The organism is Pseudomonas sp. A39, from assembly GCF_058145955.1.
In genome coordinates, this window is sequence record NZ_JBYVMD010000040.1 from 1 (window position 1) to 21,426 (window position 21,426).

At 60.8% G+C, this 21,426-nt stretch carries 18 protein-coding genes and 1 riboswitch; of the genes, 8 read left to right on the forward strand and 10 right to left on the reverse strand.

Annotated features, from left to right (window positions below; translation table 11 throughout):
- Positions 1-1,817: methyl-accepting chemotaxis protein (locus tag AC3ZU9_RS24560; RefSeq protein ID WP_490091469.1), on the reverse strand; the 1,817-nt coding region annotated here is incomplete at its 3' end.
- Positions 1,818-2,059: 242 nt separating this feature from the next.
- On the opposite strand from AC3ZU9_RS24560, the gene AC3ZU9_RS24565 reads away from it, so the two are divergent.
- Positions 2,060-2,878 carry a M48 family metallopeptidase gene (locus AC3ZU9_RS24565; protein ID WP_043204803.1) on the forward strand — a complete coding sequence of 273 codons (819 nt, stop codon included), beginning with the start codon at positions 2,060-2,062 and terminating at the stop codon, positions 2,876-2,878.
- Positions 2,879-2,972: 94 nt separating this feature from the next.
- On the opposite strand, the gene AC3ZU9_RS24570 is transcribed toward AC3ZU9_RS24565, so the two are convergent.
- The 3 genes from AC3ZU9_RS24570 to AC3ZU9_RS24580 all read right to left on the reverse strand — a co-directional run bounded on the left by AC3ZU9_RS24570 (position 2,973) and on the right by AC3ZU9_RS24580 (position 5,812).
- Positions 2,973-3,557 carry a TMEM165/GDT1 family protein gene (locus AC3ZU9_RS24570; RefSeq protein ID WP_012722270.1) on the reverse strand — a complete coding sequence of 195 codons (585 nt, stop codon included), beginning with the start codon at positions 3,555-3,557 and terminating at the stop codon, positions 2,973-2,975.
- Between the two features lie 88 nt (positions 3,558-3,645).
- A riboswitch (yybP-ykoY riboswitch) is annotated at positions 3,646-3,767 on the reverse strand.
- A gap of 50 nt (positions 3,768-3,817) precedes the next feature.
- Positions 3,818-4,816: a methyltransferase gene (locus tag AC3ZU9_RS24575; protein WP_490091470.1), complete on the reverse strand. Its 999-nt coding sequence runs from the start codon at positions 4,814-4,816 to the stop codon at positions 3,818-3,820.
- A gap of 30 nt (positions 4,817-4,846) precedes the next feature.
- Positions 4,847-5,812, reverse strand: coding sequence for a 2-hydroxyacid dehydrogenase (locus AC3ZU9_RS24580; protein ID WP_012722272.1), 966 nt, complete (start codon positions 5,810-5,812; stop codon positions 4,847-4,849).
- 85 nt (positions 5,813-5,897) lie between these two features.
- On the opposite strand from AC3ZU9_RS24580, the gene AC3ZU9_RS24585 reads away from it, so the two are divergent.
- From AC3ZU9_RS24585 to AC3ZU9_RS24605, 5 genes are all read left to right on the forward strand, one after another.
- Entirely contained in the window at positions 5,898-6,530 is a 633-nt protein-coding gene (locus tag AC3ZU9_RS24585; RefSeq protein ID WP_010213066.1) for a LysE family translocator, read from the forward strand.
- Positions 6,531-6,661: 131 nt separating this feature from the next.
- A complete protein-coding gene (locus tag AC3ZU9_RS24590) occupies positions 6,662-8,344 on the forward strand; it encodes a fatty acid--CoA ligase (protein WP_012722274.1) in 1,683 nt (560 codons plus the stop codon).
- A 330-nt stretch (positions 8,345-8,674) separates the two neighbouring features.
- Positions 8,675-10,534 (forward strand): DUF1302 domain-containing protein, encoded by a 1,860-nt coding sequence (locus AC3ZU9_RS24595; protein WP_012722275.1) that lies wholly within the window; start codon positions 8,675-8,677, stop codon positions 10,532-10,534.
- Between the two features lie 28 nt (positions 10,535-10,562).
- Positions 10,563-11,927: a DUF1329 domain-containing protein gene (locus AC3ZU9_RS24600; protein ID WP_012722276.1), complete on the forward strand. Its 1,365-nt coding sequence runs from the start codon at positions 10,563-10,565 to the stop codon at positions 11,925-11,927.
- Positions 11,928-12,152: 225 nt separating this feature from the next.
- Positions 12,153-14,882, forward strand: coding sequence for a winged helix-turn-helix domain-containing protein (locus tag AC3ZU9_RS24605; protein ID WP_490091471.1), 2,730 nt, complete (start codon positions 12,153-12,155; stop codon positions 14,880-14,882).
- A gap of 12 nt (positions 14,883-14,894) precedes the next feature.
- Here AC3ZU9_RS24605 and AC3ZU9_RS24610 read toward each other — a convergent pair whose 3' ends face one another.
- From AC3ZU9_RS24610 to AC3ZU9_RS24625, 4 genes are read right to left on the reverse strand one after another with little or no spacing between them, the layout of a single operon-like run.
- Positions 14,895-15,455 carry a PqiC family protein gene (locus AC3ZU9_RS24610; protein ID WP_043204805.1) on the reverse strand — a complete coding sequence of 187 codons (561 nt, stop codon included), beginning with the start codon at positions 15,453-15,455 and terminating at the stop codon, positions 14,895-14,897.
- A gap of 17 nt (positions 15,456-15,472) precedes the next feature.
- The gene (locus tag AC3ZU9_RS24615) at positions 15,473-17,128 is read right to left on the reverse strand and encodes a PqiB family protein (RefSeq protein ID WP_122810010.1); all 1,656 of its coding nucleotides are present in this window, start codon (positions 17,126-17,128) and stop codon (positions 15,473-15,475) included.
- The gene (locus AC3ZU9_RS24620) at positions 17,109-17,753 is read right to left on the reverse strand and encodes a paraquat-inducible protein A (protein WP_046034335.1); all 645 of its coding nucleotides are present in this window, start codon (positions 17,751-17,753) and stop codon (positions 17,109-17,111) included. Before AC3ZU9_RS24620 ends, AC3ZU9_RS24615 begins: the two co-directional genes overlap by 20 nt.
- The gene (locus AC3ZU9_RS24625; RefSeq protein ID WP_012722281.1) at positions 17,750-18,340 is read right to left on the reverse strand and encodes a paraquat-inducible protein A; all 591 of its coding nucleotides are present in this window, start codon (positions 18,338-18,340) and stop codon (positions 17,750-17,752) included. The genes AC3ZU9_RS24620 and AC3ZU9_RS24625 overlap by 4 nt, the downstream gene beginning before the upstream one ends.
- Positions 18,341-18,502: 162 nt before the next feature.
- Between AC3ZU9_RS24625 and AC3ZU9_RS24630 the strand changes: the two genes are divergently transcribed.
- Positions 18,503-19,147, forward strand: a complete 645-nt coding sequence (locus AC3ZU9_RS24630) for an MBL fold metallo-hydrolase (protein ID WP_012722282.1) — start codon at positions 18,503-18,505, stop codon at positions 19,145-19,147.
- Between the two features lie 198 nt (positions 19,148-19,345).
- Positions 19,346-20,119, forward strand: coding sequence for a YiaD family glycine zipper/OmpA-like lipoprotein (locus AC3ZU9_RS24635; RefSeq protein WP_012722283.1), 774 nt, complete (start codon positions 19,346-19,348; stop codon positions 20,117-20,119).
- Positions 20,120-20,180: 61 nt separating this feature from the next.
- On the opposite strand, the gene AC3ZU9_RS24640 is transcribed toward AC3ZU9_RS24635, so the two are convergent.
- Positions 20,181-20,762 (reverse strand): BON domain-containing protein, encoded by a 582-nt coding sequence (locus AC3ZU9_RS24640; RefSeq protein ID WP_102061596.1) that lies wholly within the window; start codon positions 20,760-20,762, stop codon positions 20,181-20,183.
- Positions 20,759-21,352, reverse strand: coding sequence for a phosphoheptose isomerase (locus tag AC3ZU9_RS24645; RefSeq protein ID WP_007904374.1), 594 nt, complete (start codon positions 21,350-21,352; stop codon positions 20,759-20,761). The genes AC3ZU9_RS24640 and AC3ZU9_RS24645 overlap by 4 nt, the downstream gene beginning before the upstream one ends.
- Between the last annotated feature and the right edge of the window lie 74 nt (positions 21,353-21,426).

Sequence of the window (21,426 nt, forward strand, 5' to 3'; positions counted from 1 at the left end):
TGCAACTGCTGGATCATGGTCTGGATTTCTTCGGTGGCCTTCTGGGTTTTCTGCGCCAGGTTGCGCACTTCGTCGGCGACCACGGCAAAGCCACGCCCTTGCTCGCCGGCACGCGCCGCCTCGATGGCTGCGTTGAGGGCCAACAGGTTGGTCTGCTCAGCGATCCCGCGAATGGCTGTGAGGATGGCGTTGATGTTCTCGCTGTCCTTGGCCAGGGTTTGCACCACGCCCACCGCCTTGCCGATTTCCTCGGCCAGTGCGCCGATGGACGTCGACGTGTCGCGCACAATGCGCATGCCCTGGCTCGCGGCCTGGTCGGCATGGCTGGCGGCTTGCGCGGCCTGGGTGGCGTTACGCGCAACGTCTTGCGCCGTGGCGGTCATCTCATGCACCGCAGTCGCGACCTGATCGATTTCCACCATCTGTTTATGCACGCCCTGATTGGTGCGGATCGCGATGTCGGCGGTGTGCTCCGACGAGTCGCTGACCTTCTGCACTGAGCTGACCACTTGGGTGATCATGCCCTGTAGTTTGATCAGGAAGGTGTTGAAGCCGTTGGCAATAGCGCCCAGCTCATCGGCGCGATCACTGGTCAAGCGCCGCGTCAGGTCACCTTCGCCCTGGGCGATGTCATTGAGCATGGCCACCATTTGCTTGAGTGGGCGGGCGATGCCGTGGCCGACCAGCCAGATCACTAACAGGCCGATGCCGGCAATCAACAGGCCTGCAATGGCCATACCGACGATGTCGGCCTTGCGTTGTGCGTCCAAGTCGCTTTGCAGTGTGTGCAAGTCTGCCATCACCGCGTTCAGCGGCAGTTGCATCATCAAGGTCCAGCGCGCATCGGTCTGGCCAATATTGAAGGGCAGGAACAGCTCGATATGCCCGTGTTCCCTGTCGATGTCGTAACGCACTTCGCCGGCTTTCAGTTGGGCGAGGTTGGCCAGTTCATTGGTGTCGAGCAGGTCGCTGGATTTTTCGCCAAGCTTGCTGGCGTCCTTGGTATAGGCCACCAGGCGGCCGTTGCTGGAGATCAGCGCCAATTCACCGGCCCCGTTGTAGAGGTTTTGATCGGCGCTGGTGAGCATGTCCTGGATGAAGTTCACCGAGAGGTCCGCCCCGACAATGCCCTGGAAGGTGCCATCGATCATGATCGGTTCGATAAACGAGGCCAGCATCACCATCGCGTTGCCGACCTTGTAAGGGGCAGGGTCGATGGCGCAGGCTTTTTTGCTTTCCTTGGAGCACAGGTAGTACTCGCTGGCGCGCACGCCGGTGGAGAGGATTTTCTGGTCGGCCACATCCGCGAGTTTATCCAGGCCCAGGCTGCCATCCGCGTTGCGGTACCACCACGGCAGGAAACGCCCGTCGGTGCCCATGCCCACTATCGGGCTGTCCACGTAGGCGGCGTCGTTGTGTTCGATCGCATTGGGTTCCCAGCCAATGTAGGCGCCGAGGATTTTCGGGTTGCGCACCACGGTTTCGTGCAGCAGGTTGATCAGTTGTTCGCGACCGATCTGCAGGGCCGGTTGGCCCTTGGCGTCTTTCATGCCGAGCAAGGCGTTGGTGGTGGCCAGGGCCTTGGCACTCACCAGCGGCGCTTCCAATTCGCGCTGGATCATGGTGGCCTGGGTTTGCGCCAGGGTCGTAAGGCGCTGCTCGATGATCTGCTCGAATTGAGCCTGGGTGCGCGCCTGCACCCTCTCCTGAGTCCGCGCGCCGGCAAACAAGGCATACAGCACCAGCACCGCGATCACGCTGAGGACGATGGCGCCGGCCAGTGCCGCGACAGAAAATTGAATCGACTTGAATTTCATGAACGCTCCGGGCGCAAACGAAGAGGGCTGCCTTTTTGTATCGGCCACGGGCCCAATGGGCATGAGGGGGCGCCCGGTAAAATAGTGGGGTGTGTCGCAAATGGAATGGTCGCTGCCGCTTGCAAACTGTGCGATGTATCCGAAATTCAGCGGTTACACGTCTGGTGTATCTGGCGCCGATACACATGAGCGCCTACGATACGCGCCATGTTTTCAGGCGTCTTTTCAGGGAGAGTGTGTTGATGAAGAAATCAATGGCGATAAGTGGATTGGTTGCAGCGATGTTGCTGGCCGGTTGTCAGTCGGTCAACACCACCAGCGGCGGTGCCGTTGGGGTCGAGCGCAAGCAGTACATGTTCAGCATGCTGTCGAGCCAGGAAGTCGACCAGATGTATGCCCAGTCCTACCAGCAGACACTGGGCGAAGCCAGCAGCAAGGGCCAGTTGGACAAGACCAGCGCCAACGCCAAGCGCGTGCAGGCCATTGCCAAGCGGCTGATCGCCCAGGCGCCGACCTTCCGCCCGGATGCGGCGCAGTGGAAGTGGGAAGTGAACCTGATCAAGAGCGACGAGATGAACGCCAACTGCGGGCCTGGCGGCAAGATCTTCGTGTACAGCGCGTTGATCGATAACCTCAAGCTCACCGATGACGAACTGGCCGCGGTCATGGGCCATGAAATTGCGCATGCCTTGCGTGAGCATGGTCGCGAAGCCATGTCCAAGGCCTACGGGATCGAGATGGCCAAGCAGGGGGCCGGTGCACTCTTTGGCCTTGGCCAGGACAGCCTGGCATTGGCCGATACCGTGGCCAACTACGGCATGACCTTGCCCAACAGCCGCAGCAATGAAAACGAAGCAGACCTGATCGGCCTGGAACTGTCGGCTCGCGCGGGCTACAACCCGAATGCGGCGATCACGCTGTGGAATAAGATGGCCAAGGCTTCGGAAGGCTCGCCGCCTGAGTTCATGAGCACTCACCCGGCGTCCGACAGCCGAATTGCCTCGTTGCAGGCGGCGATTCCGAAAGTGATGCCGCTGTACCAGCAGGCCAAAAAATCCTGATCCACCGATAAGTACATGGCTGGATTTTTGTAGTGAGCGAGCTTGCCTCGCGCGGGGCAAGCCCGCTCACTACAGAACTGTGCTCATGAGCGCCCTAGATCCAGCCGCTGCTCTGCATGGCCTTGTACACCGCCACAATCGCCAAGACGAAAAACGCTGTTGCCGCCAGTCGACGAATCAAGGTCAATGGCAGTTTTTCCGCCGCAAAATTCCCCGCCAATACCACCGGCACGTTGGCAATCAGCATGCCCACGGTGGTGCCGATAATCACCAGCCACAGTTCCGGGTACTGCGCCGCCAGCATGACCGTGGCGATCTGCGTCTTGTCACCGATTTCCGCGAGGAAGAACGCAATCAGCGTGGTCAGGAATGGCCCGAATTTGCGGCTGGTACTGGCTTCGTCATCATCGAGTTTGTCCGGCACCAGGGTCCAGAGTGCCGTGGCGCAGAAGCTCGCCGCCAGGATCCAGTGCAGCACAGCATCCGAGAAGAAACTCCCGAACCAGGCCCCCACGGCACCGGCAGCCGCATGGTTGGCCAGGGTCGCGGCGACGATGCCGGCGATGATCGGCCAGGGCTTGCGGAAGCGAGCGGCAAGGATGAGTGCGAGCAGTTGCGTCTTGTCGCCGATTTCGGCCAAGGCAACGATTGCGGTAGGAACGAGTAATGAATCCAGCATCAGGTAGGTTTCCAGGGGCGGGTCGACACGGCTATGACACGTACAGCCTTCCCGCCCCGGGTAAGGTGTGCGTGTCATAGGTCTTGTCAAACCCCGGTCCGTCTGTGCGGACTCCTGGGTCGCATACGCCATGGTCTGCTGACCAAGTATGTTGACGTATGCCGGACGAGCGTGGCGCTCGTGGGAGACTACTCCCCTAGGACGGAGCGGATTCTGCCTAGGCAAAATCCATTCGGCAAGTGTTCTTTTTCAAACGCCCGTCAGCCGCGCTTGGCACGGTAGATGCGGAAACCGTTGCCTTCGGCCTTCACCGCACACACGCCCAGATGCTCTTCGATCAGCGGCTGGTACTTCAGGAAGCTATTGGCGACCAGGCGCAGTTCGCCGCCTTTTGCCAGATGTTTCGCCGCTTTTCGCAGCAGGTTCTCGGTGGCGAAATAATCGGTATGCACCCCGACATGGAACGGTGGGTTGCTCAAAATTGCGTTCAACCCCATCGGCGCCGCGTCGATGCCATCACCGGTCAGCACCTCGGCTTCCAGGCCATTGGCGGCCAAGGTCAAGCGACTGCTGGCCGCAGCAAACGCATCCACGTCCAGCATCGTGACGGTGTTGTGCGGGTAGCAACGTTTTACCGCAGCCCCCAGTACGCCAGCACCGCAACCAAAGTCAAGCAGATGACCACTCGGCAGTTTGTCCAAATGCGCCAGCAACAGCTCGGTGCCGCGATCCAGGCGACCGTGGCTGAACACACCCGGCAAGCTCACCACCTTCAGGGGGCCTTCGGCCAGCGGCACCTCGAAGACCTGCGCCAGGCTTTCCAGCTCGACCGCCTGCGGCGCGTTGGCCACGGTGACCTGCCACAGCTGGCAATGCCGCGCGTTGTCGAGCTTGCGCGGTTTGCCGAAGGGAATCATCTGCTTGGCGGCGCTTTCGATACCGGCCTTTTTCTCACCGACCAGGAACAACTCGGCGCCGGGCAAGCGTGCAGCCACGGCGTTGAGCAGGTAGTCGGTGAGGTCCTTGGACTTGGGCAGGAAGATCACCGCCGCGTCAAAGGCGCGCTCCGGCACGGTCACACCGAAGTGGCTACGCTCGGCGAAGCGTGCGTCGAGTGCCGCCTGGTCGCCGGCATGCCAGCTCCAACCGTGGGCGTTGGGCAGGCGACCCAGCAGGTCGTCGGCAGGCAAACCCACCAATAGCAGGTTGCCTTGAAAAAGTTCGGCCTGACGAAGCAGTACTTCACTGCGCGGATCCATGGTCTGCTCCTTGAAAAGGGGCGCAGTTTATCAACTGACGACGCGCAGCGGGGCGCCGCTGAAAAAGCTCCGGGCGTTTTCCGCCAGTTGGCCGACGATGCGCTGGCGCGCCTCGCGACTGCCCCAGGCGTTGTGCGGTGTCACGATCAGCCGAGGGATATCGCCGGCCAGCAGCGGGTTGCCGTTGATCGGCGGTTCCACGCTCAGCACATCGGTCGCCGCGCCACCCAGGTGGCCGTTGCGCAACGCATCAGCCAGGGCCTGTTCGTTGATCAAACCACCGCGTGCGGTATTGACCACAAACGCACCCGGCTTGAGCAGCGCCAGTTCGCGGGCGCCGATAAAGTCGCGGGTGTGTTCATTGAGCGGGCAGTGCAGGGTGAGGGCGTCGACCTGCGCGAGCAGTTCATCCAACGGCACGCGGTCGGCACGGGCAGGGCGTCCCGGAATCGCACCGAGCACCACGCGCATACCAAAGGCTTCCGCTAGGCGTGCTACGGCGCTGCCCAATTCACCGTGACCGAGCAGGCCGAGGGTTTTGCCTTCCAGCTCGACGATGGGGTGGTCCAGCAGGCAGAACTGCTTGGCTTGCTGCCACTTGCCGGCGCTTACATCCCGTTGGTAGTCCTTCAAGCGCGTCGCCAGGTTGAGCAGCAGCATGATCGTGTGCTGCGCCACCGACGGCGTGCCGTAGCCCTGGCAGTTGCTCACGGTGATGCCTTGGGCGCGGGCGGCTTCGAGGTCGACGTTATTGGTGCCGGTGGCCGACACCAGAATCAGCTTGAGTTCCGGGCAGGCCGCCAGGGTGTCGTGGTTGAGGGCGATTTTGTTGCTGATAGCTACCTGAACGCCTTGCAGGCGTTCAACCACATTCTGCGGCGTGGTACCTGTAAACAACTGCAACTCGCTGAAGCTGTTGCGCAGCTCGCTGAGGTCAAGGTCCCCCAGGTCCAGGGACGGATGATCAAGGAAGACGGCGCGGCGATTGTTCGTCATCAACTGTACCTTTTGCGACAGGGTTCGAAGGCGTAATCTGCCGAGCCTATCAGATGAAATAATCAGTTACTTAATGGGAGTGAGCATGTACGCCGCCGAGTTCTTGACCGTAGCCCTGATTCACTTATTGGCGGTGGCCAGCCCCGGCCCGGATTTCGCGGTGGTGGTGCGTGAAAGTGTGACCCACGGCCGCCGCGCCGGCACCTGGACCGCACTGGGCGTGGGCTCGGCGATATTCCTGCACGTGGGGTACTCACTGCTCGGTATCGGCCTGATCGTGTCCCAGTCCATCGTGCTGTTCAACGCGCTCAAGTGGGCGGCGGCGGCCTACCTGCTGTACATCGGCTTCAAGGCCCTGCGCGCGCAGCCGGCCAAGCCGGCCGCCGAGGGCGAGTTGCACCGCGAGGCGGGCGAGCGCACCCCGCGTGGGGCGTTCACTGCCGGCTTCGTGACCAACGGCTTGAACCCCAAAGCCACGCTGTTCTTCCTGTCGTTGTTTACCGTGGTGATCAACCCGCACACACCGCTGGCGATCCAGGCCGGTTACGGCGTGTACCTGGCGGTAGCGACGGCGCTGTGGTTCTGCCTGGTGGCGATGCTGTTCAGCCAGCAGCGCGTACGCGCCGGGTTTGCGCGGATGGGGCATTGGTTTGATCGGACCATGGGCGCGGTGTTGATCGCCATCGGGGTAAAGCTAGCCTTCACCAGCATGAAATAGGCTGGATGCTGGCGCAAAGCTAGCATTCATTGGGGTCTGCAAATCATTCCTTTGGGTGATTTGGTTGAAACATAAGGTCTCTAAAGTGCAGGTCTTCAAGCCAAGACCGTGCAGTCATAAAAGGGATTCGTATGTTGCAGACCCGTGTTATCCCGCCCGCCGAAGGTGCGTACCAATACCCGCTGTTGATCAAACGCCTGTTGATGTCCGGCACCCGTTACGAGAAGACCCGGGAAATCGTCTACCGCGACAAGCTGCGCTACACCTACCCGACGTTGATCGAGCGGGTCGCGCGCCTGGCGAATGTGTTGACCGACGCCGGCGTCAAGGCCGGTGACACCGTGGCGGTGATGGATTGGGACAGCCATCGCTACCTGGAATGCATGTTCGCCATCCCGATGATCGGCGCGGTGATCCACACCATCAACGTGCGCCTGTCGCCGGAACAGATCCTGTACACCATGAACCACGCCGAGGACCGCTTCGTGCTGGTCAACAGCGAGTTCGTGGGCCTTTACCAGGCCATCGCCGGTCAGCTCACCACCGTCGACAAGACCCTGCTGCTCACCGACGGCGAGACCAAGACCGCCGAGTTGCCCAACTTGGTGGGCGAGTACGAAACCCTGCTGGCCGCCGCGAGCCCGACATACGACTTCCAGGACTTCGACGAGCATTCCGTCGCCACCACCTTCTACACCACCGGCACCACCGGTAACCCCAAGGGTGTGTATTTCACCCATCGCCAATTGGTGCTGCACACCATCGGCGTGGCGACCATCATGGGCAGCGTCGACAGCGTGCGCCTGCTCGGCACCAACGACGTGTACATGCCCATTACACCGATGTTCCACGTGCACGCCTGGGGCCTGCCGTACGTGGCGACCATGCTTGGCCTGAAACAGGTCTATCCCGGCCGCTACGATCCGGAATATCTGGTGGAGCTGTGGCGCAAGGAGAAGGTCACCTTCTCCCATTGCGTGCCGACCATCCTGCAAATGGTGCTCAACGCCAAGGCCGCCCAGGGTGTGGATTTTGGCGGCTGGAAAATCGTCATCGGCGGCAGCGCGCTCAACCGTTCGCTGTATGAAGCGTCCAAGGCGCGTGGCATCCAATTGACCGCTGCGTACGGCATGTCCGAGACCGGGCCGCTGGTGTCCTGCGCCCACCTCAACGACGAGTTGATGGCCGGCAGCGAAGATGAACGCATTACCTACCGCATCAAGGCTGGCGTGCCGGGGCCGTTGGTGGAGGCGGCGATCATCGACGGCGATGGCAATTTCCTGCCTGCCGACGGTGAGTCCCAGGGTGAATTGGTGTTGCGTGCGCCGTGGCTCAGCGAAGGTTATTTCAACGAGCCGCAAAAGGGCGCCGAGCTGTGGGCCGGCGGCTGGATGCACACCGGCGATGTGGCCACGCTGGATGCCTTTGGCGTAATAGACATCCGCGACCGCATTAAAGACGTGATCAAGACTGGCGGCGAGTGGATCTCGTCCCTGGCCCTCGAAGACCTGGTCAGCCGCCACCCGGCGGTACGCGAAGTAGCGGTGGTGGGCATCGCCGACCCGCAGTGGGGCGAGCGCCCGTTTGCCCTGCTGGTAGTGCGTGATGGCCATGTGATAGGGGCCCGCGAGCTCAAGGAACACCTCAAGCCGTTCGTCGAACTGGGCCACTTGAGCAAGTGGGCAATTCCGAGCCAGATCGCCGTTGTTACGGAAATTCCCAAGACCAGCGTCGGCAAGCTCGACAAAAAACGTATCCGAGTTGACATCATTGAGTGGCAGGCCAACAACAGCACGTTCCTGTCGACGCTCTAATGCCCGCGCCGTGCCCATTCGGGCACGGCACTGCTCTATCTCGCGCCTTCACTTGTGATTTGCCAATTTTCAGCCATCCTTGCCGCGTCGGCCTTCGCCGACATGGCGAAAGGGTCGTGGCAGACGGGTTGGTGATGCAAATCACACTTTAGAGGGATCAAGCACTACCCCCTGCTGGCTATAGTCCCTTCCAGAGTTTTTCACGGATGTTCCGCTTCGGGCCATGGGGGCTCGGCTGCCGAGCGGCATTGGAATCGTTGTATTCCGGCCGTTACAAGCATCACAGAACGAACTCACTGCCATAACAATAATGCACATGGAGTAGCGTCGATGACCTCAGTAAACCAGTTCTGGCGCCGGGCAAAACTGCCCCTGGCCGTCAGTCTCGCCTCTACGCTCGCCGGGCCCGCATTCGGCGTCAGTTTCAATATCGGTGAAATCGAAGGGAGTTTTGACTCGTCTCTTTCCGTGGGGGCGAGCTGGTCGACAGCCAAAGCCAACCGCGACCTGATAGGCGTCAACAACGGGGGCAGGGGCTTGTCCCAGACCTCCGATGACGGCCATTTGAACTTCAAGCGGGGTGAGACCTTCTCGAAGATCTTCAAAGGCATTCATGACCTGGAGCTGAAGTACGGCGACACCGGCGTGTTTGTGCGTGGCAAGTACTGGTATGACTTTGAGTTGAAAGACGAAAGCCGTCTGTTCAAGGACATCAGCGACAACAACCGTAAAGAGGGGGCAAAGTCCTCGGGCGGGCAAATTCTCGATGCGTTCGTCTACCACAACTATGCGATCGCCGATCAGCCGGGTTCGGTGCGGTTGGGCAAGCAGGTTGTAAGTTGGGGGGAGAGTACTTTCATCGGCGGCGGCATCAACTCCATCAACCCGATCGATGTGTCCGCGTTCCGTCGTCCGGGGGCTGAGGTCAAGGAAGGCTTGATTCCGGTCAACATGTTCTATGTGTCGCAGACACTGACCGATAACCTGTCGGCGGAAGCGTTCTATCAGTTGGAATGGGACCAGACGGTTACGGACAACTGCGGGACATTCTTCTCTCAGCCGGACGTCATCTCTGATGGTTGCGACAACAACCTACGGGTCTTGAACAAGCGCTCTCGCATCTCGCCTCTTGCGTATCCCACGCTCAATGCTTTGGGTGTTGATGTGAACGAAGAGGGTGTGCTCGTGCGCCGTGGCCCCGACCGTGATGCCCGGGACAGCGGCCAGTTTGGCGTAGCCATGCACTACAACTTCGAGCCGTTGGACACCGAGTTCGGCGCTTACTTCATGAACTATCACAGCCGTGCGCCGATTTTCAGTGCCCAGGGTGCGCCAGCATCAGCTTACAACCGTCCACTGGGTGGGCTGGCGGCGTTACGCCCGGTGATTGTGGCGGGTAGCTCCAACTACTTCGTCGAATACCCGGAAGACATCCGTCTTTACGGCTTGAGCTTTTCCACCACGCTGCCTACCGGTACTGCATGGAGCGGGGAGTTGAGCTACCGGCCGAATGCACCGGTGCAACTGAGCACCACCGACATACTCTATGCGGGCGTCACGCCTATTATCGGCTTTGGCAACGCTTCGGTGCTCAAAGGCTCGCCTGGTCAAGACCTGCATGGTTACAACCGCAAGGAAATCACGCAGTTCCAGACCACATTCACGCACTTCTTTGATCAAGTGATGGGCGCCAGCCGCTTGACCACGGTGGGTGAGATTGGGGTGACTCATGTGGGCGGCCTGGAGAGCAAATCAGAGGCCCGTTATGGCCGCGACCCGGTATTTGGTCCAGGTACTTTGCCCGGTGGTTTCTGCAATACGCTTAATAATTCCACCGCCGTGGGTGCTGGCCTGGCTAATGCCAATGGGCTGAATACCAACTGCAATAACGATGGCTTTACTACGGCCACTTCTTGGGGCTACCGCGCTCGTGCGATATGGGAGTATCCGGACGTCTTCGCTGGCGTAAACCTTAAGCCAAACGTGGCGTGGTCCCATGACGTCAAGGGTTACTCCCCAGGTCCTGGCGCTAACTTCGAAGAAGGTCGCAAGGCGGTCAGCCTGGGCCTGGATGCCGAGTATCAGAACACCTATACCGCCAGCCTGGCCTACACCAACTTCTTTGGTGGCAAGTTCAGTACGGTGGATGACCGCGACTTCGTCGCTTTGAGCTTCGGCGCCAACTTCTAAGCACACTGCATTTCAGGAAGACCAGAACATGAAAATAACCAAAAGTCTGTTGCACGTGGGTGTGCTTGGGCTGTCGATCCTGGCGAGCAACGTCATGGCCGCAGTCTCGGCGGATGAAGCGGCCAAGTTGGGCACGAGCCTGACGCCGATGGGCGCCGAGATGGCCGGTAACGCTGCAGGCACCATTCCTAAATGGTCGCCGCTGCCTACCAACGCCGGCGCCGTCGACGCCCGTGGGTTCCTGGCCAACCCCTACGCCAGTGAGCAACCGCAATTCACCATCACTGCGGCGAACGTCGAGCAATACAAAGACAAGCTGGCACCGGGGCAGTACGCGATGTTCAAGCGTTACCCGGAAACCTTCAAGATGCCGGTCTACCCGACCCATCGCGGCGCCACCGTGCCGGCTGATGTGTTCGCCGCGATCAAGAAGAACGCCACCACCACCAACCTGGTGTCCGGCGGCAACGGCCTGGAAAACTTCGAAACTGCCGTACCGTTTCCGATTCCCAAAAGCGGCGTTGAAGTCATCTGGAACCACATCACCCGTTATCGCGGCGGCAGCGTGACGCGTCTGGTAACCCAGGCTACGCCACAAACTAACGGTTCCTACAGCCTGGTGTACTTCCGCGACCAGTTTGTGTTCCGCGACAAGATGAAAGACTTCGACCCGAAAAACCCAGGTAACGTGCTGTTCTACTTCAAGCAGCAAGTGACCGCGCCGGCCCGTCTGGCCGGTGGTGTGCTGCTGGTGCACGAAACCCTGGACCAGGTGAAGGAGCCGCGTTCGGCCTGGGTCTACAACGCCGGCCAGCGCCGTGTTCGCCGGGCGCCGCAAGTGTCCTATGACGGCCCAGGTACCGCCGCCGATGGTCTGCGCACGTCCGACAACCTCGACATGTACAACGGTGCACCGGATCGCTACGACTGGAAGCTCGAAGGCAAGAAAGAAATCTACATCGCCTCCAACAGCTACAAGATCGATGATCCGAAGCTCAAGTACGCCGACATCATCAAGGCCGGCCACATCAACCAGGACCTGGCTCGCTACGAGCTGCGCCGCGTCTGGCACGTGGTCGCGACCTTGAAGGAAGGCCAGCGCCATATCTATGCCAAGCGTGATTTCTTCATCGACGAAGACACCTGGCAAGCGGCGGTCATCGACCACTACGACGGCCGTGGCCAGCTGTGGCGCGTCGCCGAAGCCCACGCCGAGAACTACTACGACAAGCAAGTGCCGTGGTACGCCCTGGAAACCCTCTACGACCTGCAGTCCGGCCGCTACCTTGCACTGGGCATGAAGAACGAAGAGAAACAGGCGTATGACTTCGGCTTCACCGCCACCACCAGCGACTTCACGCCAGCGGCCTTGCGCCAGGATGGTGTTCGCTAAGCTGAGTTAACTCGCAAATGTGGGAGGGGGCTTGCCCCCGATAGCGGTGTGACAGTCAAAAAGTGCATTGACTGATCCGCCGCCATCGGGGGCTTGCCCCCTCCCACATTTTTTGTCGCAGTTCTTTTTCAGGCAAATGTTGCAAAGATCTACAAACCTGCCGCTTTTACCGCTAGTCTGCGGACATCTGCAATGCCGACAACAGCCTTCTACAAGAGCCCGGCGATGACTGATCTGTCCCGAATCCAAGGGCCTGCCAGCGCGGTAATCCCCACCCTGGAAGGTCGTTTCTACAGGCCACCCCTGCCTGACGGCTACGTGCTGCGACCGCGCCTGTGCGAGCGCCTGAGTGCCGGGCTGGAAGGGCGGCTGTTGCTGGTCAGCGCGCCGGCGGGGTTCGGCAAGAGTTCGTTGGCGGTGGAGTTCTGCCAGAGTCTGCCGCCCCATTGGCAGAGTTTGTGGCTGGGCCTGAGCCCGCGTGACAACGACCCCGGCCGTTTCCTCGAACGCCTGCTCGACGGTTTGCAGCAATTCTTCCCGCAACTCGGCGCCCAATCCCTGGGCCTGCTGAAAATGCGCCAGCGTCACCAACCCTTTGCTTTCGAAGAATGGCTGGATGGCCTGCTCGATGAGCTGACGGTGCACCTGTCTACCCGCGCGCCGCTGTTGCTGGTGCTGGATGACTATCACCTGGCCCAAGGGCCGGTGCTCGATCGCTGCCTGCAGTTTTTCCTCAACCATTTGCCCGATGGCCTGGTGGTGCTGGTCACCAGCCGCCAGCGCCCGGACTGGCATCTGGCGCGGCTGCGGTTGTCGCGCCACCTGCTCGAGCTGCACGAACAAGACCTGCGCCTGACGCACGGCGAATCCCTGGCCGTGCTGGATCGCCACAGTAGTTCCTTGCGCGGCGAAGCCCTCGACAACCTGATCCGCCGCAGTGAAGGCTGGGTCGCCGGTTTGCGCTTCTGGTTGCTGGCCGCCTCTGAAGCCGGCAGTGATGGTGCCCTGCCCCAGAGCCTGCACGGGGGGGAAGGGCTGATCCGCGACTACCTGCTGGAAGAAGTGATCGACTGCCTGCCGGCCGACGTGCAGGCGTTCTTGTATGACACTGCCCCTCAGGATCGTTTTTGCAGCGCGCTCTGCGACGCCGTGCGCGAAGCTCATGACAGCGCCGAAATCCTGCGTTACCTGCAAGCCCACCAAGTGTTCCTGGTACCGCTCGACGAGCAGGGCCATTGGTACCGTTACCACCATTTGTTTTCCGACCTGCTGCGCACCCGACGCGCCAGCAGCAACGTGCTGCCAGCGGCCAGCCTGCACCTGCGTGCGTGCCGATGGTTCAATGCCCAGGGCTTGATCGATGAAGCGGTGGAGCAGGCGTTGCGCGCCGGTCACCTGGATGTGGCCGCCAACCTGGTGCAGAACCTGTCCGAAGAGCAACTGTTAGCCGAGCAGAATGTGGGCATGCTGCTGCGCTGGAAAATGGACTTGCCCGACAGCTTGCTGATCAGCACGCCGCGCTTAATCGTGCTCTACAGCTGGGCTTTGGGCCTGGCCTGTCAGTTGGATGCGGCGGAGGAGCTGTCCAGCTACCTCAGCCGCTTCCTGCCGGCACCGTCGGCCACCGCGCAGAAATCGATGCTGGCTCAATGGCTGGCGCTGAGCGGGATCATCGCGCGGGGCCGGGGCGATCGCGAGCTGACCCAGCGCTATTGCAGCGAAGCGTTGGAAAGCCTGCCGCAACGGCGTTACGGCCAGCGGCTGATGTGCCTGTCGACCCTCTCCAACCTGGCCATTGTCGATGCCGACCTGTGGCGTGCCCGTGGCTTGAATCGCGAATCCCTGGAGCTGGCGCAGCGCGTCGGCAACCCGTTGTTCGAGGCCTTGGCCCATTACGACCGTGCGCGCGTGTTGCAGGCGCGCGGCGAAATCCTGCGCTCCCTGGATGAAGTGCGCCAGGGCCTGCAACGCCTGCAGGGCCTGGCGCCTCAACGGTTGTACGCGGTGCGCGCGCGTTTATCGCTCTATGAAGGTTTTTTGCTGCTGGTGCGGCTCCAGCCCGAAGCCGGGCTCGCCCGCTTGCGCGCCGGCCTCGCCGAAGCCCGCGCTTGTCGCGACATCAGCGTGTTGATCGGCCATTGTGTGATCGCCAGTTTCGAAGGCCGCCGTGGCGACTTCGCCCGTGCCTTTGCCGAGCTCGCCGAGGCGGAGCGGCTGATGCATATCTGGGACGTGCCACCGATCTACTACCTGGCGATGATCACCCTGATCAAATGCGAGCTGTGGCTTGCCCAGGGCCGCACCGACCTGGCCGACGCCTGGCTGACCCGCCTGGCGCAAACCTACAACGGTGAGCAGGCTGCCGCCGCGCCAGAGTTTCATCCACACCTGCCGCAACATATCGGGTTGCAGCAGGCGGCCCTGGATGCCATTCGCCATCAACCCGTGGCGGCGCTGCTCCGGCTTGAAGAGTTGGCACAACAGGCCCACAACAGCGGGCGCCAGATGATCGCCCTGATGGCGCTGACGCAGCAGGCCCAGTTGCTCTTGGAAAGTGGCCAGGAAGCCAAGGCGCGCTCGGTTCTGGTCCAGGCCCTTGAGGCCGGCGCCGGGGGCGCGCTGCAACCTTTCCAGCGCTTGTTGGAAGGGCACCCTGGCTGGATGCGCGAGCAATTGGGCAAGGATGCGCAGGGTCTGCTGAACCAGAGTTTGCTGGTGCTTCTGCCGACGGTGGTGACACCCGAGGTAGCGCCGGCTCACGAAACCTTGAGCGCGCGTGAGTTGGCAGTGCTGAAACTGATTGCCCAAGGCTGCTCGAACCAGGAAATCAGTAACCAGCTGTTCATCTCACTGCACACCGTGAAGACCCACGCCAGCCACATCAACAGCAAGTTGGGGGTGGAGCGGCGGACCCAGGCGGTGGCCCGTGCCAAGGCAATGGGCCTGCTGGCGTAGACCCTCCGAAGTCTATGGCGCGCTTGGGCACTGGTTGGACGACCTGTCGACTGCCTGGCGAATCTGCGCCGCGAAGCGTTTGAGATTGTTCTGGTGGGCGAGCACCAAGTCGTCAATGCTCGCGCCGGCCGGCGACTGCAAGGTGGTGCGGCAGGTCAGCGGCGCGCGATCACTGCCGCTGGCCGGCCGCAGACGCCATTTGACGTCGAGCAGTGCGTACTGGCCGGGCACGGAGTCAAAGCGCTGCACCTCAAGGCGTAGCAACATCGATTGCCGAGGATTGCTGTTGGCCAATTGATCCACCAGCGCGCTCCTCAACTCATCCACCAGGCTGGCAGCCCACCACTGTGTATCCAGGATCGCGACGCCGCTGTTGCCTTGGCGAACCACAATCTGGGGGCGGTCGACTTGTGGCGGCACACTGATACTTTCGATTTTTATCCCACCCGCGTCGGTCCCGGTGCTGTTGCTCCACTGCGCCGGGGTCAGGGTATGAAAAGTAATCGGTGTACTGCTGCATGCCCCCAGCGCGAGCAATGCGCTGAGCAGGGTGACTTTCAACGTTAACGTCATGGCGCTTGCTCCACGGTTCATTTGCGCGGCGGTCCTTGCAGGTCCAACGGGGCGGCGTTATCGGGGCGGCCGCGAATCAGTGATTCCGGGTGTCGGCCCAGGTAGTCCGACAGCTCGCGCAAGGAACGCGACATGCGACCCAGCTCATCCAGGGTCTGGGTCAGTTGCTCGCGTTGCGGTGAGTCTTCGGCCAGGGTCGAGCTGGCCGATTGCAGCGTCTTGCTCACGTCAGCCAGGGTGTTCTGGACGCTTGGCAAGGTCTTGGCGTTGAACTGGGTCAGTCCTTTGCGCAGTTCCACGAGGTTGCTGTCGAGGTTGCTGGCGATACGTTCGATCGGCAGCTGGTTGATCTTGTTGACGATGTTTTCGAGTTTTTCCTGCAACTGTTCCAGGTTGCCAGGAATCGTGGGAATGCTGACCGGACGCGCCTTGGGATCAAACGCCACCTTCTCGGCTTTCGGGTAGAAGTCCAGAGCGATGTACAACTGGCCGGTCAGCAAATTGCCGCTGCGCGCCTGGGCCCTCAGGCCGTTTTCGATAAACGAGCCGATCAGGCGTACACCAGCGGCTTCATCATTGGGGTCATGGTTCATCGTCTTGAGCAACTTGGTGTGGGCCTGACCGAGCAATTGCGGGTAGATCACGATGCCGACGTTGAGCGGAAAGCTGCGCTTCTTCGCATCGAAATCCAGGTTGATTGACACCACCTTGCCAAACTCGACGCCGAGGAATTCCACCGGTGCGCCGACCTTGAGCCCGCGCAGCGCCTGGTCGAAGCGCAGGCTCATGTATTGCCCCTGGCCATTGGGCGGGGCGAGGGCGGCGAGCTGATCGTCGAACAGTTCAAACGTGCGCTCTTCACTGGCCGGCTTGTCGTTGGGGCTGTAAGGCGGTGCCAGGAAAGCGATACCGCCGACCAGCATGGACGACAGCGATTCGGTTTTCAGCGCGAAGCCATTGGCGCCCACACTCAGGTCGATGCCGCTGGCGTTCCAGAACCGCGTGTTTTCGGTGACGTAGACATCGTTGGGCGCGTGCACGAATACCTCGATATCGACGCCCTTGCCTTCGGCATCCAGCTTGTACGCCACGACCTGGCCGACCTCGATTTTGCGGTAATACACCGGCGAGCCGATATCCAGCGAACCCAGGTTCTGCGTGTGCAGGGTGAAGCGCTTGCCCGGTTCGCCGTAAGTGATGGGCGGCGGGTTTTCCAGGCCGGTAAACTGTTTGGCGCGGGTCTCGGACTGGCCAATGTCGGCGCCGATATAGTCGCCAGAGAGCAGGGTGTCGATGCCGGACACGCCGCCGGCGCCGATGCGCGGGCGTACCACCCAGAACTGCGAGTCGGCGCGGGTAAAGCTGTCGGCCTGCTTGGCCAGCTTCACGGTGGCGTTGACGCTTTTCTGGTCGTCACTCAAGGCCACTTCGGTCACTTGGCCGATCACCACGTTGCGGTATTTGACCTCGGTTTTATTCGCGGTCAGGCCACTGCCGGTCTTGAAGTTAAGGATGATGGTCGGGCCTTGCTGGAGCACGCTGTGAACCACCAGCGAAATCCCCACCAACACCGCAACGATCGGTACGATCCAAACCAGCGAAACGCTGAAACGCCGAGTCTTGACGGCCGGCGAGCCTGGGGTTTGCGGGGTGTCAGGGGTGGGTGACGTCATCCGAGGTATCCTTGGTGTGTGGGGTTTCCCAGATCAGCCTCGGGTCGAAGCTCATGGCGGCCAGCATGGTAAACACCACCACCAGGCCGAAAAACAGAATGCCCAGGCGTGGCTCGATAGTGCCCAGGGCCTGGAACTTGACCAACGCGGCCACCAGCGCAACCACGATCACGTCGAGCATGGACCAGTAGCCGATCAGTTCGACAAACCGAAACAGCTTCGAGCGCTCTTTGCGCGCCCAGCGGCTGTTGCGCTGCACGGTGACCAGCAGCAGCGTCAACGACACAAACTTGATGCCCGGCACCGCGATGCTGGCGATGAAAATAATCAGTGCAATGTCCCACGCACCATGCTGCCAGAACTCCAGCACGCCGCTCATGATGGTGCTATCTGCGCCTGAACCGAGCATGGTGGTGTTCATCACCGGCAGCAGGTTGGCCGGCACATAAAACGCCAGCGCCGTCAGCATATAGGCCCAGGTACGCGTCAGTGAGTTGACTTTGCGCCGGTGCAGGGGGGCGTCACAGCGCTGGCATTCCGGCGCGCCGGTGCTGATGTCGGCAGACAGGCCACAACTGTGGCACAGGCACAGGTTAAGCTCGCTGGCAGTCGGTGGCGGGTTCATACGGCGTCCCACAGGTCGCGCACGTCACGACCGGCAATACGGATCAGCAACAGGCTGAGCGCCGCCAGGGCAAATAGCCCGGTGCCGGGGATCACATCCAGCATACCGGCCAGCTTGAACACGGCCACCATCGCACCGAGCAGGCACACTTCCAGCATGCTCCAAGGTCTGAGCGCTTCCAGCCAGCGCATGCATAGCTTGAAGGCGGGCGAACGTCTGCCCGAGAGGGCAAAACTCAGCACCCAGGTCAGCAGCAATAGCTGAAACACCGGTGCGATGATGATGGAAATAGCGGCCACCAAGGCGATAAAGGTAATCGGCCCCAGACTCAGCGCAACCACTGAATCCCATAGGGTGGCGCTGTTTTTCAGGCCTTGCAGGCTGATGCTCATCACCGGATAGAAATTGGCGAAAGTCCATAACACGGCGGCGGTCAGGGTCAGGGCGAGACGCTGCTGTACTGACAGGCCGTTGTAACGCTGGAGTACGCCCGCGCAGCGCACGCAATGGGCTTTTTGATGTTTGGCGAGCGTGACTTTTTCGTACACACAGTCGCAGTGTTCGCAGATGATCAGCTGATTCGCCATGGGGCTCGCTCCAGCGCGGCGCGGTTGCGGTCTTGGATTGTTCTTCAATGGCGCTTGGAAAGCTTAGCCTTTGGTACTCGGGACGCCATGCTCCCTTTCGGGTCAGGGGTATCGTCAACCATACTCTGTGCCGAATATGCCATAGAGCCTGCTGGAGCACCGATGAATATTGAACACGCCGCACTCATCCGCGAGACCTTTCCCGTCGGCCCGCTGCAGTGCAACTGCACCATCATCGGCGACCCGATCAGCAAAAAAGCCATCGTAGTCGACCCGGGCGGCAACCATGAGCTGATCCTGGCGCGGCTCGATGCCTTGGGCCTCAAGGTGGTCAGCATCATCCACACCCATGCCCACCTGGATCACTTCCTGGCGTCCGGACAGTTGAAAGAGAAGACCGGCGCTACATTGCACTTGCACAAGGAAGATCAATTTCTCTGGGACAATCTGGAAATGCAATGCCAGATGTTTCGCGTTCCCTACACCCCGGTGCCTTCGCCTGATCGCTGGCTGGAAGATGATGAGGAATTGGCCTGCGGTTGCGGCGTGGCGTTGCACACGCCGGGGCATACGCCGGGGTCGATGAGTTTCTGGTTTGCCGATGCCAAGCTGCTGATTGCGGGTGACACGCTGTTTCGTCGCGGTATCGGGCGTACAGATTTGTGGGGCGGGGACCAGGCGACCATTGTGCGTTCGATCAAACAACGGTTGTACACGCTGGATGAAGGCGCGACGGTGGTGACCGGCCATGGGCCGGATACCCGCTTGGGTGATGAAATGCGTGAGAACCCTTTTGTGCGGGCGTGAAGGAATAATTGCGGGGGCGGCGCTGTTCTCTGGCCAGGATTGGCAAGCGTTGTAGCAAAAACTCAGGTCGTGTTCAGCGTGGGTCTGCTACGGTTTCTGTAGGCACGGAATTTTTACCGTTTGTCGCGTTCAAAACTCGGCACAGGTCCATTGCCAATGTCCTCTGCACCTCAGAATGCAAAAGTAGGAGCTCCCTTCATGTTCACTTCGCGTCGTCTGCTTGTTGTTGCTACGGTCGTAGCCCTGTTGTCTGGCTGCGCATCACCTAACCCTTATGACGGCAGCAGCCAGGGACAGGCGAGTAATGAATCCGGCGGTATGAGCAAGACTGCCAAGTACGGTGGCCTGGGTGCCCTGGCCGGTGCATTGGCCGGTGCCGCCATCGACCATAACAACCGTGGCAAAGGCGCGCTGATCGGCGCGGTCGTTGCAGGTGCCGGTGCCGCAGGCTATGGCTACTATGCCGACCAGCAAGAAAAGAAACTGCGTGAAAGCATGGCCAACACCGGTGTTGAAGTTCAGCGCCAGGGCGACCAAATCAAGCTGATCATGCCCGGCAACATCACCTTCGCCACCAACTCCGACGCGATCTCCAGCAGCTTCTACCAGCCGCTGAATAACCTGGCCAACTCCCTCAAGCAGTTCAACCAGAACACCATCCAGATCGTGGGCTACACCGACAGCACCGGTAGCCGCCAACTGAACATGGACCTGTCCCAGCGCCGTGCGCAGAGCGTGGCCAACTACCTGACCTCCCAAGGCGTCAACGGTGCGAACTTGAGCGCTCGCGGTGCCGGCCCGGATAACCCGATTGCCAGCAATGCTGATGTCAACGGCCGTGCCCAGAACCGTCGCGTGGAAGTGAACCTCGGCCCGATCCCAGGCCAGCAGTACGGCCAGCCAGGTGCCCAGCAACAGGCGCCACAGCAGAACAACCAGTTCCAGGGCAACCCGTACTCGCAGTACCAGTAAACATTCGTTAATAAAAAAGGGCGCCTGTGTAAGGCGCCCTTTTTTGTGGCTGTCGGTTACATCAATCGATGTACTCGAAGACCTTGACGATTTTCTGTACGCCCGACACGCCCTGCACCAGGTTGGCGGCGCGAGTGGCTTCAGCCTGGGTCAGCAGGCCCATCAGGTAAACGATACCGTTGTCGGTCACGACTTTGATGCGCGAACCGGGAATCGCGTTATCGGTGAGCATCTGCGCCTTGATCTTGGTGGTCAGCAGGGCATCGTTGCTGATGGCCAGCAGGGTGATCGGGTCCATCACCTGCAGTTCGTTATGAACCTTCTTGACCCGCTGCACGGCCGCGGCGGCTTGTTCGGCCTGGGACTTGAGGTCGGCGCGCGGTGTCTGGCCGGCCAGCAGTACCACGCCGTTGAAGCTGGTGACGACGATGCGTGAAGCACCGTTGCCCAGATCTGGAGCGGCTTTGGCGACGTTGACTTCGACCTTGGTTTCGATCAGCGAGTCATCGATCTTGCTGCCGAAGGTACGGGTGCCCTTGTCATCCTGAATAGGGGTGTCACGTGTTGCAGTGATGGCCGTGCTGCAGCCGCTGATAGCGAGGCACAGGGTGATGGCCAAAAGGCTGAGGCGGTTAACGGTCATTCTTCACTCCCAAACAGTTGGCTGTCGATCAGATCGCACAGGCAATGGATCGCCAGCAGGTGGACTTCCTGGATACGTGCGGTGACATTGGCCGGAACGCGAATCTCCACGTCTTCGGGCAACAGCAGCGAGGCCATGCCTCCACCATCGCGTCCGGTCAATGCTACGACAATCATTTCGCGATCATGTGCGGCCTGGATCGCTTGAATAATATTCGCCGAGTTGCCGCTGGTGGAAATCGCCAGCAGCACGTCACCTGGTTGGCCCAGGGCGCGGATCTGCTTGGAGAAGATTTCGTTGTAGCTGTAATCGTTGGCGATCGAGGTGATCGTCGACGAGTCGGTGGTCAAGGCGATGGCCGGCAGGCTCGGACGCTCACGCTCGAAGCGGTTGAGCAGCTCGGACGAGAAATGCTGGGCATCGCCGGCCGAACCGCCGTTGCCGCACGAAAGCATTTTGCCCTCGTTGAGCAGCGCATTGACCATGACCTGACTGGCTTGCTCGATGTGCGGTGCAAGTACGTCCATCGCCTGTTGCTTGGTGTCGATGCTGGCCTGGAAAAGCTGGCGAATTCGGGATTGCATGTCCATCTGTGTGACCTTAAGTAGCGCGGCTGTTTGGCACAGGAATGTGCAGCCCGCAAAGCAAAGAGCAAAAGTGTTGG

Bases quoted from the DNA above. Each gene is read 5' to 3' on its own strand.
- AC3ZU9_RS24610 (WP_043204805.1), bottom strand. From the start codon at position 15,455: ATGACGTTAACGTTGAAAGTCACCCTGCTCAGCGCATTGCTCGCGCTG.
- AC3ZU9_RS24640 (WP_102061596.1), bottom strand. From the start codon at position 20,762: ATGACCGTTAACCGCCTCAGCCTTTTGGCCATCACCCTGTGCCTCGCT.
- AC3ZU9_RS24565 (WP_043204803.1), top strand. From the start codon at position 2,060: ATGAAGAAATCAATGGCGATAAGTGGATTGGTTGCAGCGATGTTGCTG.
- AC3ZU9_RS24620 (WP_046034335.1), bottom strand. From the start codon at position 17,753: ATGAACCCGCCACCGACTGCCAGCGAGCTTAACCTGTGCCTGTGCCAC.
- AC3ZU9_RS24575 (WP_490091470.1), bottom strand. From the start codon at position 4,816: ATGGATCCGCGCAGTGAAGTACTGCTTCGTCAGGCCGAACTTTTTCAA.
- AC3ZU9_RS24630 (WP_012722282.1), top strand. From the start codon at position 18,503: ATGAATATTGAACACGCCGCACTCATCCGCGAGACCTTTCCCGTCGGC.
- AC3ZU9_RS24590 (WP_012722274.1), top strand. From the start codon at position 6,662: ATGTTGCAGACCCGTGTTATCCCGCCCGCCGAAGGTGCGTACCAATAC.
- AC3ZU9_RS24605 (WP_490091471.1), top strand. From the start codon at position 12,153: ATGACTGATCTGTCCCGAATCCAAGGGCCTGCCAGCGCGGTAATCCCC.
- AC3ZU9_RS24570 (WP_012722270.1), bottom strand. From the start codon at position 3,557: ATGCTGGATTCATTACTCGTTCCTACCGCAATCGTTGCCTTGGCCGAA.
- AC3ZU9_RS24600 (WP_012722276.1), top strand. From the start codon at position 10,563: ATGAAAATAACCAAAAGTCTGTTGCACGTGGGTGTGCTTGGGCTGTCG.
- AC3ZU9_RS24595 (WP_012722275.1), top strand. From the start codon at position 8,675: ATGACCTCAGTAAACCAGTTCTGGCGCCGGGCAAAACTGCCCCTGGCC.
- AC3ZU9_RS24585 (WP_010213066.1), top strand. From the start codon at position 5,898: ATGTACGCCGCCGAGTTCTTGACCGTAGCCCTGATTCACTTATTGGCG.
- AC3ZU9_RS24625 (WP_012722281.1), bottom strand. From the start codon at position 18,340: ATGGCGAATCAGCTGATCATCTGCGAACACTGCGACTGTGTGTACGAA.
- AC3ZU9_RS24635 (WP_012722283.1), top strand. From the start codon at position 19,346: ATGTTCACTTCGCGTCGTCTGCTTGTTGTTGCTACGGTCGTAGCCCTG.
- AC3ZU9_RS24580 (WP_012722272.1), bottom strand. From the start codon at position 5,812: ATGACGAACAATCGCCGCGCCGTCTTCCTTGATCATCCGTCCCTGGAC.
- AC3ZU9_RS24645 (WP_007904374.1), bottom strand. From the start codon at position 21,352: ATGGACATGCAATCCCGAATTCGCCAGCTTTTCCAGGCCAGCATCGAC.
- AC3ZU9_RS24615 (WP_122810010.1), bottom strand. From the start codon at position 17,128: ATGACGTCACCCACCCCTGACACCCCGCAAACCCCAGGCTCGCCGGCC.